Genomic DNA, 14159 nt, shown 5'->3' with positions numbered 1-14159 from the left:
GACCTACGAACCCTCTTGACCAGGTCCCGTACCGACGGTTCAATCCCGGAAGTCCCCACTCCCGCACGGGGGCGCCGCCGAGGCGAAGTGCTGTTGCGTTCTTGCACGTTCACAAGGCGGACCCCTTGGAGGGGGCATGAACGGTCTCGACTGGGCTGTGCTCATCGGATACTTCGGCGTCATGGTCGGCATCGGCGTGTGGTCGCACAAACGCGTCGACGACGTGAGCGACTTCTTCACCGCGGGCGGCCGGATGCCGTGGTGGCTGTCCGGCATCTCGCACCACATGTCCGGGTACAGCGCCGTGATGTTCACCGGGTACGCGGGCATCGCCTACCAGTACGGCATCACCTCGTACGTCACCTGGTCCTTCCCCATCGCGATCGGCATCGCCATCGGGGCCAGGCTGTTCGCCGGCCGGCTCAACAGGCTGCGTTCCCGGCTGCACGTCGCCTCGCCGCTCGAATACCTCAAGTCCCGCTACAACCTGCCCACCCAGCAGGCGCTCGCCTGGTCCGGTGTGCTGCTGAAGATCGTGGACGTGGGCGCGAAGTGGGCCGCGATCGCGACCCTGCTGTCCGTGTTCACCGGGGTGTCGCTCAACCAGGGCATCCTGATCACCGGCGCCGTCACGGCCGTCTACTGCACGGTCGGCGGGCTGTGGGCGGACGCGCTCACCGAACTGGGCCAGTTCGTCATCCAGCTGCTGGCGGGCGTGGCCATGCTGGTGACCGTGCTGGCCGAACTCGGCGGCGTCAGCGCCCTGTGGACCGTGTGGGGCGACCTGCCGGACACCCACACCCGACCGACCGTGGGGCCGTACACGCTGACCTTCCTGCTCGCGTACCTGTTCATCAAGACCTTCGAGTACAGCGGCGGCATGTGGAACCAGGCGCAGCGCTACATGGCCACCGGCAGCGCCCATGAAGCGCGGCGCTCGGCTCTGCTGTCGGCCGCGCTGTGGTTCGTCTGGCCGGCGGTGCTGTTCTTCCCGATGTGGGTCGCGCCGCTGCTGGTCAAGGCCCAGAAGCCGGACGCGTCGGACTCGTACGCGCTGCTGACCGAGCATCTGCTGCCGCACGGGCTGCTGGGGCTGGTCATCGTGGGCTTCTTCTCGCACACGATGGCGATGTGCTCCTCGGATGCCAACGCCATCGCGGCGGTGTTCACCCGGGACATCGCGCCGGCCGTCTCGGCGAAGGCCCGGGCCTGGTCGCACCGGGCGGGCCTGGTCGCCGCGCGGCTGTCGACGCTGGCCTTCCTCGGCCTGTCGATGGCGATCGCGACGCAGGTCGACTCGCCGGCCTTCGCCGGCATCATCTCCGTCGTGATCAAGTGGGTGGCCGGCCTGGTCGGGCCCATCTCGATCCCGTTCCTGCTGGGCATGCTGCCGGTCTTCCGCAGGTCGGGGCCGGTCGCGGCGCTCACGTCCTGGGCGGCGGGCCTGTTCGCCTTCTGGCTGACGAACTACGGGATCACGGGCGTCTCGCTGCAGATCCAGATCGTCTCGCCGGTCGCCGTCTCGCTCGTGCTGTTCGCGCTGATCGGGCTGGTGAAGCCGGAGGACACCCCGGAGCGGGACGCGGTACTGGCCCGGATCAACTCCGACGGGGACGGCGACGGCCCCGAGGGCGCCGCGGCCCTGCCCCTCCCCGAGCAGGGCGCTCCGCAGGGGCAGGAGAAGCCTGTGTGACGCCGTCGGGGGGCTGCGTGACGCCGGCCCCGATACGGCCGTCGGGGCCCGTCCTACGGGAGCGCCTGGCGCAGATCCTGTAGGAGGGGCCCCGCGCCGGTCCTGTATGCCGGACCCGCGCACGGCCGGTGAAGCGGGCGCCGGGCTACGCCCTCGGGTAGCGCGTCAGCCAGCCCGGGGCCGAGTTGGCGGGGCCGTGGAGGGCGGGGCCCTGGGTCATCTCCATGGCGAAGTCGTCGGCGAGCTGGAGGACGGTGGCGCGGCCCTCCAGTTCGACCAGCCAGACCGGCGGCAGCGCCGTCTCGCCGTGCAGCGTGCCGAGCAGGTTGCCGCAGAGCGCCCCGGTGATGTCGGAGGGGCCGCCGTGATTGACGGCGAGGAGCAGCCCGTGCCGGATGTCCTCGGCGACCAGCGCGCAGTACACGGCGATGGCCAGGGCGCTGCCGGCGTGCCCGGCTTCGCCGAGCGACTCGACCCGGGCGGCGGTGGGCATGCCCTGCCGCACGGCGCCCAGCGCCCGCTTGAGCGCGTCGGTGGTGTCCTCGTGGCCGGGGCGGGTCGCGAGGTGCGCCAGCGCCTTCTGGACGGCGCTGTCGAGGTCCTCGCCGCGGGCGAGGGAGTGGACGACCACGGCGTACGCGCCGGCCGCCAGATAGCCGGTGGGGTGGCCGTGGGTCTGCGCCGCGCACTCCACGGCGAGCTGGAAGACCAGCTGGGGTTCCCAGCCGACCAGCAGCCCGAAGGGTGCCGAGCGCATCACCGCGGCGCCGCCGTCGGCCTGCGGGTTGCGGGGCGTGTCCAAGGTGCCCATGGTCTGGTCGCCGAGGCCGGTGAGGCAGTCGCGGTCCGGGTCGCGGCGGGCGTACAGCCACTCCTCGCGGGCCAGCCAGCCGTCGTCCGAGCGGCGCTCGTCCGGGCCCCAGTCGTGCTGCGTGACGGCCCAGCGGCGGTACGCGCGGTACAGGTCGGTGGGCGGGTGCCAGGCGCCGGTGTCGCGGCGTACCTGAGCCCGTATGAGGCCGTCGACGGTGAAGAGGGTGAGCTGGGTGGCGTCCGTGACGGCGCCGCGGTGTTCGAAGACGGCCACGTAGTCGGTCAGTCCCTCGGCGCCGTGCGCCTGGCGGAGGGCGTCCAGGGAGGCTCCCGCCGCGCCGGCCCCGAGGGCGTCGCCGATCGCTCCGCCCAGGAGGCAGCCGCGTACCCGGCTGCGGAAGTCCTGCTGCTCGGCGCGGCCCCAGATGGCGTTCGCGCTCACTGTGTCCCTCCCGGCACTGCGCCCTCCCGGACCGTGCGGCCGCGCCCGGCGCCCTTTGACGCCCGTCTGACGCAGGGCACTGTAATAGACAAAGATTCAGCCATCAGCGGGCAGGAAGGGAATGCGAAGAGGTACCCATCAGGCGGCTTTTGATCGTTAACGGAACTTTCCGTTCACCTGTGCAATATGGGCACAGCAGTCATCCTCCGCCCCCGCTGTGGGCATGCTCCGTCCATGTCCGAGTACGAGTGGGACCGCACGACCATGGCCGTCGTCGCGTGCGCGCTGGCCGGAGACAGCGAGGGGGCGGTGGAGCTGCTGCGGCCGCTCCCCCAGCGCGACACCTGCCACATCGCCGTACGGCTCGCGGCGATGGCGGCCGACGCGCTCATCAGCGCGGCCGAGGACGCCGGCGGCGACCGGGCCGAGGCCCTGGCCCGCTGGCAGCAGTGCATCCTCCAGCACGAGACGGAGCACGGCGGCGAGGGCTGAGCCGGGCCGCCCGGTGGTGGCCGGGCGGCCCGTCGCCGCTACTCCAGCACCGGCAGCAGCTCCGGCAGATGCCCGTCGGAGCGCCTGGCCGCCTCCTGGCGCTCCTCCGGCACGGGCCCGTACGTGGTCGTCCGGGCGCGGGCCGGACGCCCCGCCTCCTCGGCGATGGCGACCAGGTCGCGCACCGAGCGGTAGGAGCCGTAACTGGACCCGGCCATCCGGGAGATCGTCTCCTCCATCAGCGTGCCGCCCAGGTCGTTGGCGCCCGAGCGCAGCATTTCGGCCGCGCCCTGGGTACCGAGCTTGACCCAGCTGGTCTGGATGTTGGGGATGTACGGGTGCAGCAGCAGGCGCGCCATCGCGGTCACCGCACGGTTGTCGCGCGAGGTGGGCCCCGGGCGGGCGATGCCCGCCAGGTAGACCGGCGCGTTGGTGTGGATGAAGGGCAGCGTCACGAACTCCGTGAAGCCCTCGACGCCCTTCTCCCGTGCCGAGCGCTGGATGTCGGCCAGCAGCCGGAGGTGGCCGAGCCAGTGCCGGGGCTGGTCCACGTGCCCGTACATCATCGTCGAGGACGAGCGAAGACCCAGTTCGTGGGCGGTCTTGACGACCTCGATCCAGGTGGCCGTGGGCAGCTTGCCCTTGGTCAGCACCCAGCGCACCTCGTCGTCGAGGATCTCGGCGGCCGTACCGGGGATCGAGTCGAGCCCCGCCTCCTTGGCGGCGGTCAGCCACTCCCGGATGGACATCCCCGTACGCGTCGCGCCGTTGACGACCTCCATGGGCGAGTACGCGTGGACGTGCATCCCCGGGACGCGCTCCTTCACCGCCCGCGCGATGTCGAAGTACGCGGTGCCGGGCAGGTCGGGGTGGATGCCGCCCTGCATGCACACCTCGGTCGCGCCCACCTCCCACGCCTGCTGGGCGCGGTCGGCGACCTGGTCCAGGGAGAGCGTGTACGCGTCGGCGTCCGTACGGCGCTGCGCGAAGGCACAGAACCGGCAGCCGGTGTAGCAGACGTTGGTGAAGTTGATGTTGCGCGTGACGATGTACGTGACGTCGTCGCCCACGGTGTCCCTGCGCAGGTCGTCGGCGATGCCGCAGAGCGCGTCCAGGGCCGGCCCGTCGGCGTGCAAGAGGGCCAGCGCCTCGTCGTCGCCGAGCTTCGTGGGGTCCTCGGCCGCCTGCTTCAGTGCGGCCCGTACGTCGGTGTCGATGCGCTGCGGCACCATGCCGGGCGCCGCGGCCTCGCGGAGCGCCTCCCAGTCGCCGTACACCTCGTCGAAGTCGTTCCGGCGGTCACCGGTGCGGCCCTCGGTGTCGATGGTGCGGTGCAGGTCCGTACGGCCCGAGCCGTGCAGCGAGAACTCCTCGTCCGGCTCCTGCCAGGGGTGCCCCTCGACCACCGCGTCCTCACGCGCGAGGCCCGTCTCCGGGTCGGCGAGCGCCCGTACGTGCGGCACCAGCCGCGGGTCCAGCCAGGGCTCGCCGCGCAGCACGAACTCCGGGTAGACGGCGAGACGTTCCTTCAGCTCGAAGCCGCTCTCCGCGGAGCGCGCGGCCAGCTCCTCGATCTGGGGCCAGGGGCGCTCGGGGTTGACGTGGTCCGGGGTGAGCGGCGAGACACCGCCCCAGTCGTCGATGCCGGCCCCGATGAGCCGCCCGTACTCCGCGTCCACGAGGTTCGGCGGCGCCTGGAGGCACCCCGACGGGCCCATGATGTGCCGCGCGACCGCCACGGTGGCGACCAACTCGTCCAGCTCCGCGTCCGGCATGCCGCGCATCGCGGTGTCCGGCTTGGCGCGGAAGTTCTGGATGATCAGCTCCTGGACGCCGTGGTACGCCCGGGAGACCCGGCGCAGCGCGAACAGCGAGTCCGCGCGCTCCTCGTACGTCTCCCCGATGCCGATCAGCAGGCCGCTGGTGAAGGGCACGGAGCTGCGCCCGGCGTCCTCCAGGACGCGCAGCCGCACCGCGGGCTCCTTGTCGGGCGAGCCGTAGTGCGGATTGCCGGGCTCGCTCCACAGCCGCTCCGACGTGGTCTCCAGCATCATGCCCATCGAGGGCGCGACCGGCTTGAGCCGCTGGAAGTCCGTCCAGGACATGACGCCCGGGTTCAGATGGGGCAGCAGCCCGGTCTCCTCCAGGATTCGGATCGCCATCGCCCGCACGTAGGCGAGCGTGTCGTCGTACCCTTCGGCCTCCAGCCACTCGCGCGCCTCGGGCCAGCGGTCCTCCGGCTTGTCCCCGAGGGTGATCAGGGCTTCCTTGCAGCCCATTTCGGCACCGCGGCGGGCGATGTCCAGGACCTCGTCCGGGGACATGAACATTCCGTGCCCCTCGCGGCGCAGCTTGCCGGGCACGGTGGCGAAGGTGCAGTAGTGGCACTTGTCGCGGCACAGACGGGTGAGCGGGATGAAGACGCTCTTGGAGTACGTGATGACGCCGGGGCGGCCCGCGGCGTCCAGCCCCGCGTCCCGCACCCGGGAGGCGGAGGCGCACAGATCGTCCAGGTCGTCGCCGCGCGCCTGGAGGAGTACGGCCGCCTCGGTCACGTCCAGCGCCACGCCGTCCCGTGCGCGCTTCAGCGCCCGGCGCATGGCGTTCGCGGTCGGCGCGGGGCGCCGGTTTCCCTGCGGAGGCTGCTCGGCCCCCTGCGGTGGCTGCTCGGGTCCCTGCGGGCTGGAAGTCATTCTCCGAGGATACGAGCGGGTGACGGGGCGACCGGCGGGCCGTCGAGGCCGTTTTGTGTGCTAATGATCACCTCAGCCGGAGGTTCCCTCCGGGTGCCGTCCGGGCAGGCGCCGGGCCACCCCGCGCCGCACGCACCTCACCGGCACCGCACCGCGCGCGCCTCCCCGGCGGCCCACCCCACCCGCCTCACAGGTGCTCCGCGTACGCGTCGAGCGTCCGCAGCACCTCACCCTCGCCCGCCGGCGGCAACTGCACCACCACCTCGTCCACGCCCAGCTCCTGAAAGTGCGCCAGCTTCCCCGCCGAAGGCCGCACCGCGTACGGGACGACCACCGGCTCCCCCTCCCGGCCGGCCTCCGTCCACACCCGGCGCAGCTCCGGCACCGCCTCGGTAAGCCCCCCGCCGCCGATCGGCAGCCAGCCGTCCGCGTACTCCGCGATCTGCGCGAACAGCTTCGGCCCCGCCGCGCCGCCGACCAGGATGCGCGGCGCGCCCTTCACCGGCTTGGGATACGCGTGGCTCGCCCGCACCGACCCGAACGTCCCGTCGTACGCCGTCGGTTCGTCAGCCCACAGCGCCCGCATCAGTGCGATCCGGTCCTGGGCGAGCGCCCGCCGCGACGACCACTCCACGCCGTGATCCGCGGCCTCCTCCACGTTCCAGCCGAAGCCGACGCCCAGCGTGAACCGACCGCCGGAGAGGAAGTCCAGCGTCGCCACCTGCTTCGCCAGATCGATCGGGTCGTGCTGGGCGACCAGCGTGATGCCCGTGCCCAGCGCCAGCCGCTCGGTGACGGCCGCCGCCTGGCCCAGCGCGACGAACGGGTCGAGGGTACGGCCGTACTCGCGCGGCAGCGGCTCACCCATCGGCGCCGGGGTGTCCCGGGAGGCCGGGATGTGCGTGTGCTCGGGCAGATACAGCCCGGCGAACCCGCGCTGCTCCAGCTCGCCGGCCAGCCGCACCGGCCGGATGGTCTCGTCGGTCAGGAAGATCGTGGTCGCGATCCGCATGGTGTCGCCTCCGCGTCGGCCGTCCTGTTCAGGAAGGTGGTGAGCGCATGTTGCCGCACCTTCGCCGGGTTATCCACAGGCCTTTCCGTCTGTGTCACACCCGCGTACAACAGTTTTCACACGACGCGGGAGAGACCCGGAAGAACCGACGGAGGAGCTGCGATGGACCGGCGCGACATCCTGAGACTCGGTGCCGTCGCGGGCGCCACCGGAGCACTTACGCTCGGCCCCGTGAACTTCGCAGGCGCCGAGACGTGCACGGACGGATCCGCCGGGGACGACGGACCGGCCGAGGAGACCCGGATCGTCTCCGGCCATCTCCCGACGGGCGCGCCCGATTTCGTGTACGTCCCGGTGGAAGTCCCGCGCGGCGTCCGCGAGATCGCCGTGTCGTACCGGTACGACAAGCCGACCGTCCCCGCGGGCACCAACGGCAACGCCTGCGACATCGGCATCTTCGACCAGCGCGGCACGGACCTGGGCGGCGCCGGCTTCCGCGGCTGGTCCGGCGGGGCGCGCACGGAGTTCTTCCTCCGCGCCGACGCCGCGACGCCCGGCTACCTCCCCGGCCCGGTCCGACCCGGCACCTGGCACATCGCCCTCGGCCCCTACACCGTCGCGCCCCAGGGCATGGACTACGAGATCACCGTGACTCTGCGGTACGGCGCGGCCGGCGAGACGCCGAAGCCGGTGTACCCGCCCGAGCGCGCCAAGGGCCGCGGCCGGGCCTGGTACCGCGGCGACAACCACCTCCACAGCATCCACTCCGACGGCAGACGCACCCCGGCGGAGATCGCCGCCCTCGCCAGAGCGGCAGGCCTGGACTTCCTCACCACCACCGAGCACAACACCACGTCCGCCCACGGCGCGTGGGAGGGGCTGTGGGGCGACGACCTCCTCATCCTCACCGGCGAGGAGATCACCACGCGCAACGGCCACGTGGTCGCCATGGGCACCGACCCCGGCGTCTTCGTGGACTGGCGGTACCGCGCCCGGGACAACGCCTTCGGGAAGTTCGCACGCGCCGCCCGCCGGGCGGGCGGCCTGGTCATCCCCGCGCACCCGCACGCCACCTGCATCGGCTGCAACTGGAAGTTCGGGCTGAACGAGGCCGACGCGGTGGAGGTGTGGAACGGCCCGTACACCGCGGACGACGAGATCACGCTCGCGGAGTGGGACAACACGCTGGTCGCCCACGCCCAGGGGCGCGGCGCGTGGCTCCCCGCGGTCGGCCACAGCGACGCCCACCGCGACCCGGACGTGGTGGGCCTCCCGCAGACCGTCGTCCTCGCCGACGACCTCTCCCGGCAGGCCATCCAGGCGGGCATACGGGCGGGCCGCGTCTGGATCGCCGAGTCCGCGAAGATCGGCCTCTCCTTCACCGTCACCGGGGAGCGCGGAGAGCACGCCGGCATCGGCGAGCGGCTGCGGGTGGCCGGTACGTCCTCGGTGACCGCCCGGCTGGAGGTGAGCGGCGCCCCAGGCTGCACGGTCTCGTACGTCACCGACCAGGGCCTGCGGTACTCCGAACCGCTGCCCGAGTCCGGTTCCGGCACGGTCGTCTGGCGGACCACGGCCGACAACGCCGCCTACATACGCGCCGAGGTCCGCCACCCGGCGACGACTCCGGGCCTCCCGGGCCCGATGGCAGCCCTGACCAACCCTGTGTTCGTGGGACGGGGGTGAGGGGGGCGGGTCGGGCTTGAGGGGCGGGACGGGGGCGGGGCGGGGGACGCGGAGAGCTGTCCTTGAGGGGGCTGTCCTTGAGCGGCGGGGAGGGGAGGAGGGGGTGGGGTGGGGGCGGGGGGGGGAGGCCCCCCCCGGGGGGAGAGAGAAGGGAAACGTACAGCTACGTGGAGCCCCTCCCCCCTCCCACCTCAGCAGCCCTCGCCCCTCAGCCCTCCCCCCTCAGTCCTCCACCACCAGCGCCGGAGTGTTCCGGGTCAGGACCTCGCCGCGGAAGAAGGCCGGGCTGCGGCGCTGCATGACGAGCATGAGGACCAGGCCGAGTACGAGGAGGCCGACGCCGATGACGAAGACCGAGCCGACGCCGAGGACCGAGCTGCCGGTGCCGTAGGCCGGGTCCCAGATGTCGACGAGGGTCTTCACGAAGACGCCGGTCAGCAGCAGTCCGCCGAGGGCCGGGAAGACGCCCTTGAAGATCAGGTCGCGGACGGAGTTCCGCAGGTCGGAGCGGAAGTACCAGGCGCAGGCGAAGGCCGTGATCGCGTAGTAGAAGCAGATCATGAGGCCGAGCGCGTAGATCGTGTCGACGAGGACGTTCTCGCTGAGGAAGGTCATCACGGCGTAGAAGACGCCGGTGGCGACGCCGGCCGCGATGGTGGCCCGGCCCGGGGACTGGAACCGCGGGTGGATGCGGGCGAAGGAGGCCGGCAGCGCCTCGTACGTGGACATCGCCAGGACCGTGCGGGCGACCGGGATGAAGGTGGTCTGCAGCGAGGCGGCGGCCGAGGCGAGTACGGCGACGAAGAGCAGCACGCCGAGGGCGGAGCCCATGACCGGTCCGGCGAGGGTCGCGAAGACGTTGTCCGAGGTGTCGGGGTTGCCCAGGCCGAGGCCCTTGGTGCCGACGCCGGAGAACATCTGCGCGGCCACCGCGGTGGTCAGGTAGGAGCCGATGAGGACGACCATGGCGAGCATGGCGGCGCGGCCGGGGGTCTTCTCGCTGCCGGAGGTCTCCTCGTTCACGGTGAGGCAGGTGTCCCAGCCCCAGAACATGAAGATCGAGAGGGAGAGTCCGGCGGTGAAGGACGCGAACGACTTGACCTCGAAGGGGTTCAGCCAGGACCAGTGGAAGTCGATGGAGCCGGTGAAGTCACCGGCCCTCGCCTTGCCGACGGCCATGGCGACGAACACGACCAGGACGGCGAGCTGCAGTCCGACCAGTGCGTACTGGATGCCCTTGGTGGTGGTCACGCCGCGGTAGCTGATGGCGGTGGCGATGGCGACGAAGGCGAGGCAGGTCAGGACGTGGACGGGTTTGTTGCCGTCCAGGGCGGCGATGGAGTCGCTGCCGGTGAGCTGGCCGAGGAGGAGATAGAAGAACGAGGTGGCGACGCCGGCGAGGTTCGACAGCACGATGATCGTCGCGATCACGAGGCCCCAGCCGCACATCCAGCCGACGCGGGGCCCGAAGGCCTTCACCGTCCAGGTGAAGGAGGTGCCGCAGTCGGGGACGGCCTTGTTCAGCTCTCGGTACGCGAAGGCGACCAGCAGCATCGGCAGGAAGCCCGCGAGGAAGACCGCGGGCATCTGGAGGCCGACCTCGCCCACGGTGGGGCCGAGGGTGGAGGTCAGGCAGTAGACGGGCCCGACGGTGGACACGCCGATGACGGCGCTGCCCAGTAGGCCGACGGAGTTGCCGCTGAGGCCCTTGCTGCGGGTTTCGCCCGATGCGTCGCCATTGACGCTCGTTACCGTGTCTCCGGCCGGTGGCCGAGGGTCTACCTGAACCATGAACAGGACGTTAAGCGCTGCTGTATTCGTATCCGGATGATCGAACTCCGGGGCCTATACCTTCCTTGTGAAGGTGAATTGAGCGCAGCGGCCGCCACATAGAAGGCCAGCAACACACTCCGCCAAGCAACAGCAAGGTCCATTAGTTGAGAATCGGATTACGGGAACCGCAGCCATGTCCGTTTTGTAGGGGTTCAAAATTTTCCCGTCGGTGTCCGTTATTCGGACTCCGGGCCGCCTCCAGGCGCCGCGAGCGACCTCGCGGCGCCTGTCCGTTCCCCATCGCCCCCGCCTGTCGAGTCACCCCGGCCGGACGGGTCACCCCGGCCAGACGAGCGACTGCAGTTCGCTGTACGCACGCAGCGCGTAGGAGCCGACGTCGCGGCCCACGCCGCTCTGCTTGAAGCCGCCGAACGGGGCCTCCATGTTGCGGCCGACGGTGTTGATGCCGACCCCGCCCGCCCGCAGCCGGCGGGCCACCCGGAAGGCCCGCGCGACATCGCCGGACCAGACGTAGTCGATCAGCCCGTAGTCGCTGTCGCCGGCGAGCGCGACGGCCTCCTCCTCGTCGTCGAAGGGCAGCACCGCCACGACCGGGCCGAAGATCTCCTCCCGGACGATCCGCATCCCCGGAGCGCAGTCCGCGAAGAGGGTGGGGGCGACGTACCAGCCGCGGTCCCGCGCCGGGCGCTCGCCGCCCGCGACGAGCCGGGCGCCCTCCTTGCGGCCGAGTTCGACGTACGACTCGACGCGGTCGCGGTGGGCGGCGGAGATGACCGGGCCGACGACCGTGTCCCGCTCCCTCGGGTCGCCCACCTTCAGGGCCCCGGCGTACCGGGCGAGCCCCTCGACGAGCCGCTCGTACACGCCCCGCTGGGCGAGTACCCGGGTGGGCGCGGTGCAGATCTGGCCGCTGTAGAAGGAGAAGGTGGTGCCGATGCCGGCCACGGCCGCCGGCAGGTCGGCGTCGTCGAAGACGAGTGCGGCGCCCTTGCCGCCCAGCTCCATGAGCTGGCGTTTCATGCCGCGGCCGCACTCCTCGGCGATGGCCCGGCCGACCGCCGTGCTGCCGGTGAAGCTGACCATGTCGACGTCCGGCGCGGCCACCGCTGCCTCGCCCGCTTCGGGGCGCGAACCGGTCACCACGTTCACCACGCCCGGTGGCGCCCCGGCCTCCGCCAGCGCCTCGGCCATCCGGAAGACCGACAGCGGATCCTGGGGAGCGGGTTTGACGAGGACGGTGTTGCCCATGGCGAGGGCCGGGGCGATCTTGCCCGCCGGGTTGGCCCAGGGGTTGTTGTAGGAGGTGATGCAGGTGACGACGCCGACCGGGCGGCGGACTGCGAGGGCGCCGAGGACGGCCGCCTTCCCCATCGGTCCGGCCGGGTTGACCTGCGGGGGAAGGGGTTCCTCCACCGGTTCCAGTGCGCCCCGGGCGTACCGCTCGAACCGGGCGGCGCCCACCGCGACCTGCATGCCCCGCGCGGTGGCGGTGGTCGCGCCGGATTCCGCGCGGGCCAGTTCGGCGTACGGTCCGGCCCGGTCCCGGATGATCTCCGCGGTGCGGGCCAGGATCCGGGCGCGTTCCTCGGGGGCGGTGCGCGACCAGCCGTCAAACGCCTCGCGGGCGGCGGCGGCCGCCGCGTACACCTGGTCCCGGCTCGCTTCGGGGGCGTGGCCGACGACCTCTTCGGTCGCCGGGTCGGTCACCTCGTAGTGGCCGTGGTCCGGTGCCACCCAGCGGCCCCCGATGTACAGCCGCTCGCCGTCCGTCACCGGGTGCTCACCGTCTCCGTGTCCCGTCCGGAGCGCAGCACGGTGCCCGGTACGGCGCCGGTCAGTTCGTCGTCGCGCAGGGTCTGCACGCCGTTGACGCGTACGCTCACCACGCCCCGCGCGCGGGAGTCGAGCCGGGGGCTGTCGCCGGGCAGGTCGTGGACGAGCGTGGCGGGCCCCGCGTCGATGCGTGCGGGGTCGAAGAGGACGAGGTCCGCGTGGTACCCCTCGGCGATGCGGCCGCGGTCGCGCAGTCCGAAGAGGCGTGCGGGGGCGTCGGTGAGCATCTGCACGGCGCGTTCGAGGCCGACGAGCCGGCGTCCGCGCAGGCAGTCGCCGAGGAAGCGGGTGGTGTAGGGGGCTCCGCACATCCGGTCCAGGTGGGCGCCCGCGTCGGAGCCGCCGAGCAGGACGTCCTCGTGTTCCCAGGTCTGGCGGCGCAGTTCCCAGCTGTCCGGGTCGTTGTCGGTGGGCATGGGCCACAGGACGGTGCGGAGGTCGTCGGCGGCGCAGATCTCGACGAGGCAGTGGAAGGGGTCGATGCCGCGTTCGGCGGCGATATCGCGGACGACGCGGCCGGTGAGGCCTTCGTTGGCGGGTGAGTAGGTGTCGCCGATGACGTACCGGTCGAAGTGGGCGAGCCGCCGGAAGACGCCGGCTTCCTTGCTCTGCGCCCGGCGCAGCATGTCCTCGCGTACGGCGGGGTCGCGCAGTTTCGCGACGCGTTCGGGTACGGGCAGGCCGAGGATCTCGCCCCAGCCGGGGATGAGGTTGAGGGCGCAGAAGGTGCCGAGGGACATGTTCATCGGCGTGAGGATGGGCATGGTGAGGGCGACGATGCGGCCGCCTTCCTTCCGGGCCCGTTCGCTGGCGAGGAGCTGGCGCGGGACCCGTTCCGGTACCGCGGCGTCGATGGTGAGGACGTTCCAGTTCAGGGGGCGTCCGGCGGCTGCCGACATGGCCACGAAGAGGTCGATCTCGGCGTCGCTGAACTGGTCCAGGCAGCCGGCGACGATGGCTTCGATCTGGGTGCCTTCGTGGTCGGCGACGGCGCGGGAGAGGGCGAGGAGTTCGTCGGGGCCGGCGTGCCGGGAGGCGACGGGTTCGCCGTCGCCGTCGGAGTGCGAGGAGGACTGGGTGGTGGACAGGCCCCAGGCGCCCGCGTCCATGGCCTCGTGGAAGAGGCGCAGCATCTTCTCCAGCTGCCCGGGGGTGGGCTGTCCGCCGACGGCGTCGGCGCCCATGACGTGGCGGCGCAGTGCGCAGTGGCCGACCATGAAGCCGGCGTTGACGGCGGTCCGGCCTTCGAGGGCGTCGAGGTAGTCGCCGAAGGTGTGCCAGTTCCAGGGGGCGCCCTGTTCGAGGGCGACGAGGGACATGCCTTCGACCTTGCTCATCATGCGCCGGGTGTAGTCGGCGTCCTCGGGTCGGTCGGGGTGCAGCGGGGCGAGGGTGAAGCCGCAGTTGCCGCCGACGACCGTGGTGACGCCGTGGTGCATGGAGGGGGTGGCGTAGGGGTCCCAGAAGAGCTGCGCGTCGTAGTGGGTGTGGGGGTCGACGAAGCCGGGGGCGAGGACGAGTCCTGTGGCGTCCTCGCTGGTGCGGGCGGGTTCGGCGACCGTGCCGGGTTCGGCGAGTACGGCGATCCTGCCGTCGCGGATGCCGAGGTCGGCCGGGTACGCGGGGGTTCCGGTGCCGTCGACGACGGTGGCGCCCTTGATCAGGTGGTCGAGCATGGTGCCGGTCCTCCTCTCGGGCAGG

9 protein-coding genes are annotated in these 14159 nt (G+C 72.0%); 3 read left to right on the top strand and 6 right to left on the bottom strand.

From position 1 onward, the window contains the following. Window positions 1-136: 136 nt before the first annotated feature. On the top strand, window positions 137-1693 hold the full coding sequence (locus tag ABZ840_RS14290; RefSeq protein ID WP_361558491.1) for a sodium:solute symporter family protein: 1557 nt from the start codon (window positions 137-139) through the stop codon (window positions 1691-1693). A 145-nt stretch (window positions 1694-1838) separates the two neighbouring features. Here the strand turns inward: ABZ840_RS14290 and ABZ840_RS14285 are convergent, their stop codons facing one another. Beyond that, window positions 1839-2948: an ADP-ribosylglycohydrolase family protein gene (locus tag ABZ840_RS14285; RefSeq protein WP_361558489.1), complete on the bottom strand. Its 1110-nt coding sequence runs from the start codon at window positions 2946-2948 to the stop codon at window positions 1839-1841. Window positions 2949-3182: 234 nt separating this feature from the next. On the opposite strand from ABZ840_RS14285, the gene ABZ840_RS14280 reads away from it, so the two are divergent. After that, window positions 3183-3440 carry a hypothetical protein gene (locus ABZ840_RS14280; protein ID WP_361558486.1) on the top strand — a complete coding sequence of 86 codons (258 nt, stop codon included), beginning with the start codon at window positions 3183-3185 and terminating at the stop codon, window positions 3438-3440. A 38-nt stretch (window positions 3441-3478) separates the two neighbouring features. On the opposite strand, the gene ABZ840_RS14275 is transcribed toward ABZ840_RS14280, so the two are convergent. Beyond that, window positions 3479-6133: a bifunctional FO biosynthesis protein CofGH gene (locus tag ABZ840_RS14275; RefSeq protein WP_361558483.1), complete on the bottom strand. Its 2655-nt coding sequence runs from the start codon at window positions 6131-6133 to the stop codon at window positions 3479-3481. 187 nt (window positions 6134-6320) lie between these two features. Further along, on the bottom strand, window positions 6321-7145 hold the full coding sequence (locus ABZ840_RS14270) for an LLM class F420-dependent oxidoreductase (RefSeq protein ID WP_361558480.1): 825 nt from the start codon (window positions 7143-7145) through the stop codon (window positions 6321-6323). A gap of 162 nt (window positions 7146-7307) precedes the next feature. Between ABZ840_RS14270 and ABZ840_RS14265 the strand changes: the two genes are divergently transcribed. Next, window positions 7308-8831: a CehA/McbA family metallohydrolase gene (locus tag ABZ840_RS14265; RefSeq protein ID WP_361558477.1), complete on the top strand. Its 1524-nt coding sequence runs from the start codon at window positions 7308-7310 to the stop codon at window positions 8829-8831. 222 nt (window positions 8832-9053) lie between these two features. Here the strand turns inward: ABZ840_RS14265 and ABZ840_RS14260 are convergent, their stop codons facing one another. The 3 genes from ABZ840_RS14260 to ABZ840_RS14250 form a co-directional block, all read right to left on the bottom strand. Then, window positions 9054-10622: an APC family permease gene (locus ABZ840_RS14260; protein WP_361558475.1), complete on the bottom strand. Its 1569-nt coding sequence runs from the start codon at window positions 10620-10622 to the stop codon at window positions 9054-9056. 318 nt (window positions 10623-10940) lie between these two features. Then, complete coding sequence (locus ABZ840_RS14255; protein WP_361558472.1) at window positions 10941-12398, bottom strand: aldehyde dehydrogenase family protein; 1458 nt, start codon at window positions 12396-12398, stop codon at window positions 10941-10943. Next, entirely contained in the window at window positions 12395-14134 is a 1740-nt protein-coding gene (locus ABZ840_RS14250) for a D-aminoacylase (protein WP_361558469.1), read from the bottom strand. The genes ABZ840_RS14255 and ABZ840_RS14250 overlap by 4 nt, the downstream gene beginning before the upstream one ends. Window positions 14135-14159: the final 25 nt, after the last annotated feature.

The organism is Streptomyces sp. NPDC047117 (assembly GCF_040643545.1).
Classification (GTDB): domain Bacteria; phylum Actinomycetota; class Actinomycetes; order Streptomycetales; family Streptomycetaceae; genus Streptomyces.
The sequence above is the reverse complement of the archived record's forward strand: the minus strand, read 5'-3'. Positions and strand labels throughout refer to the sequence as shown.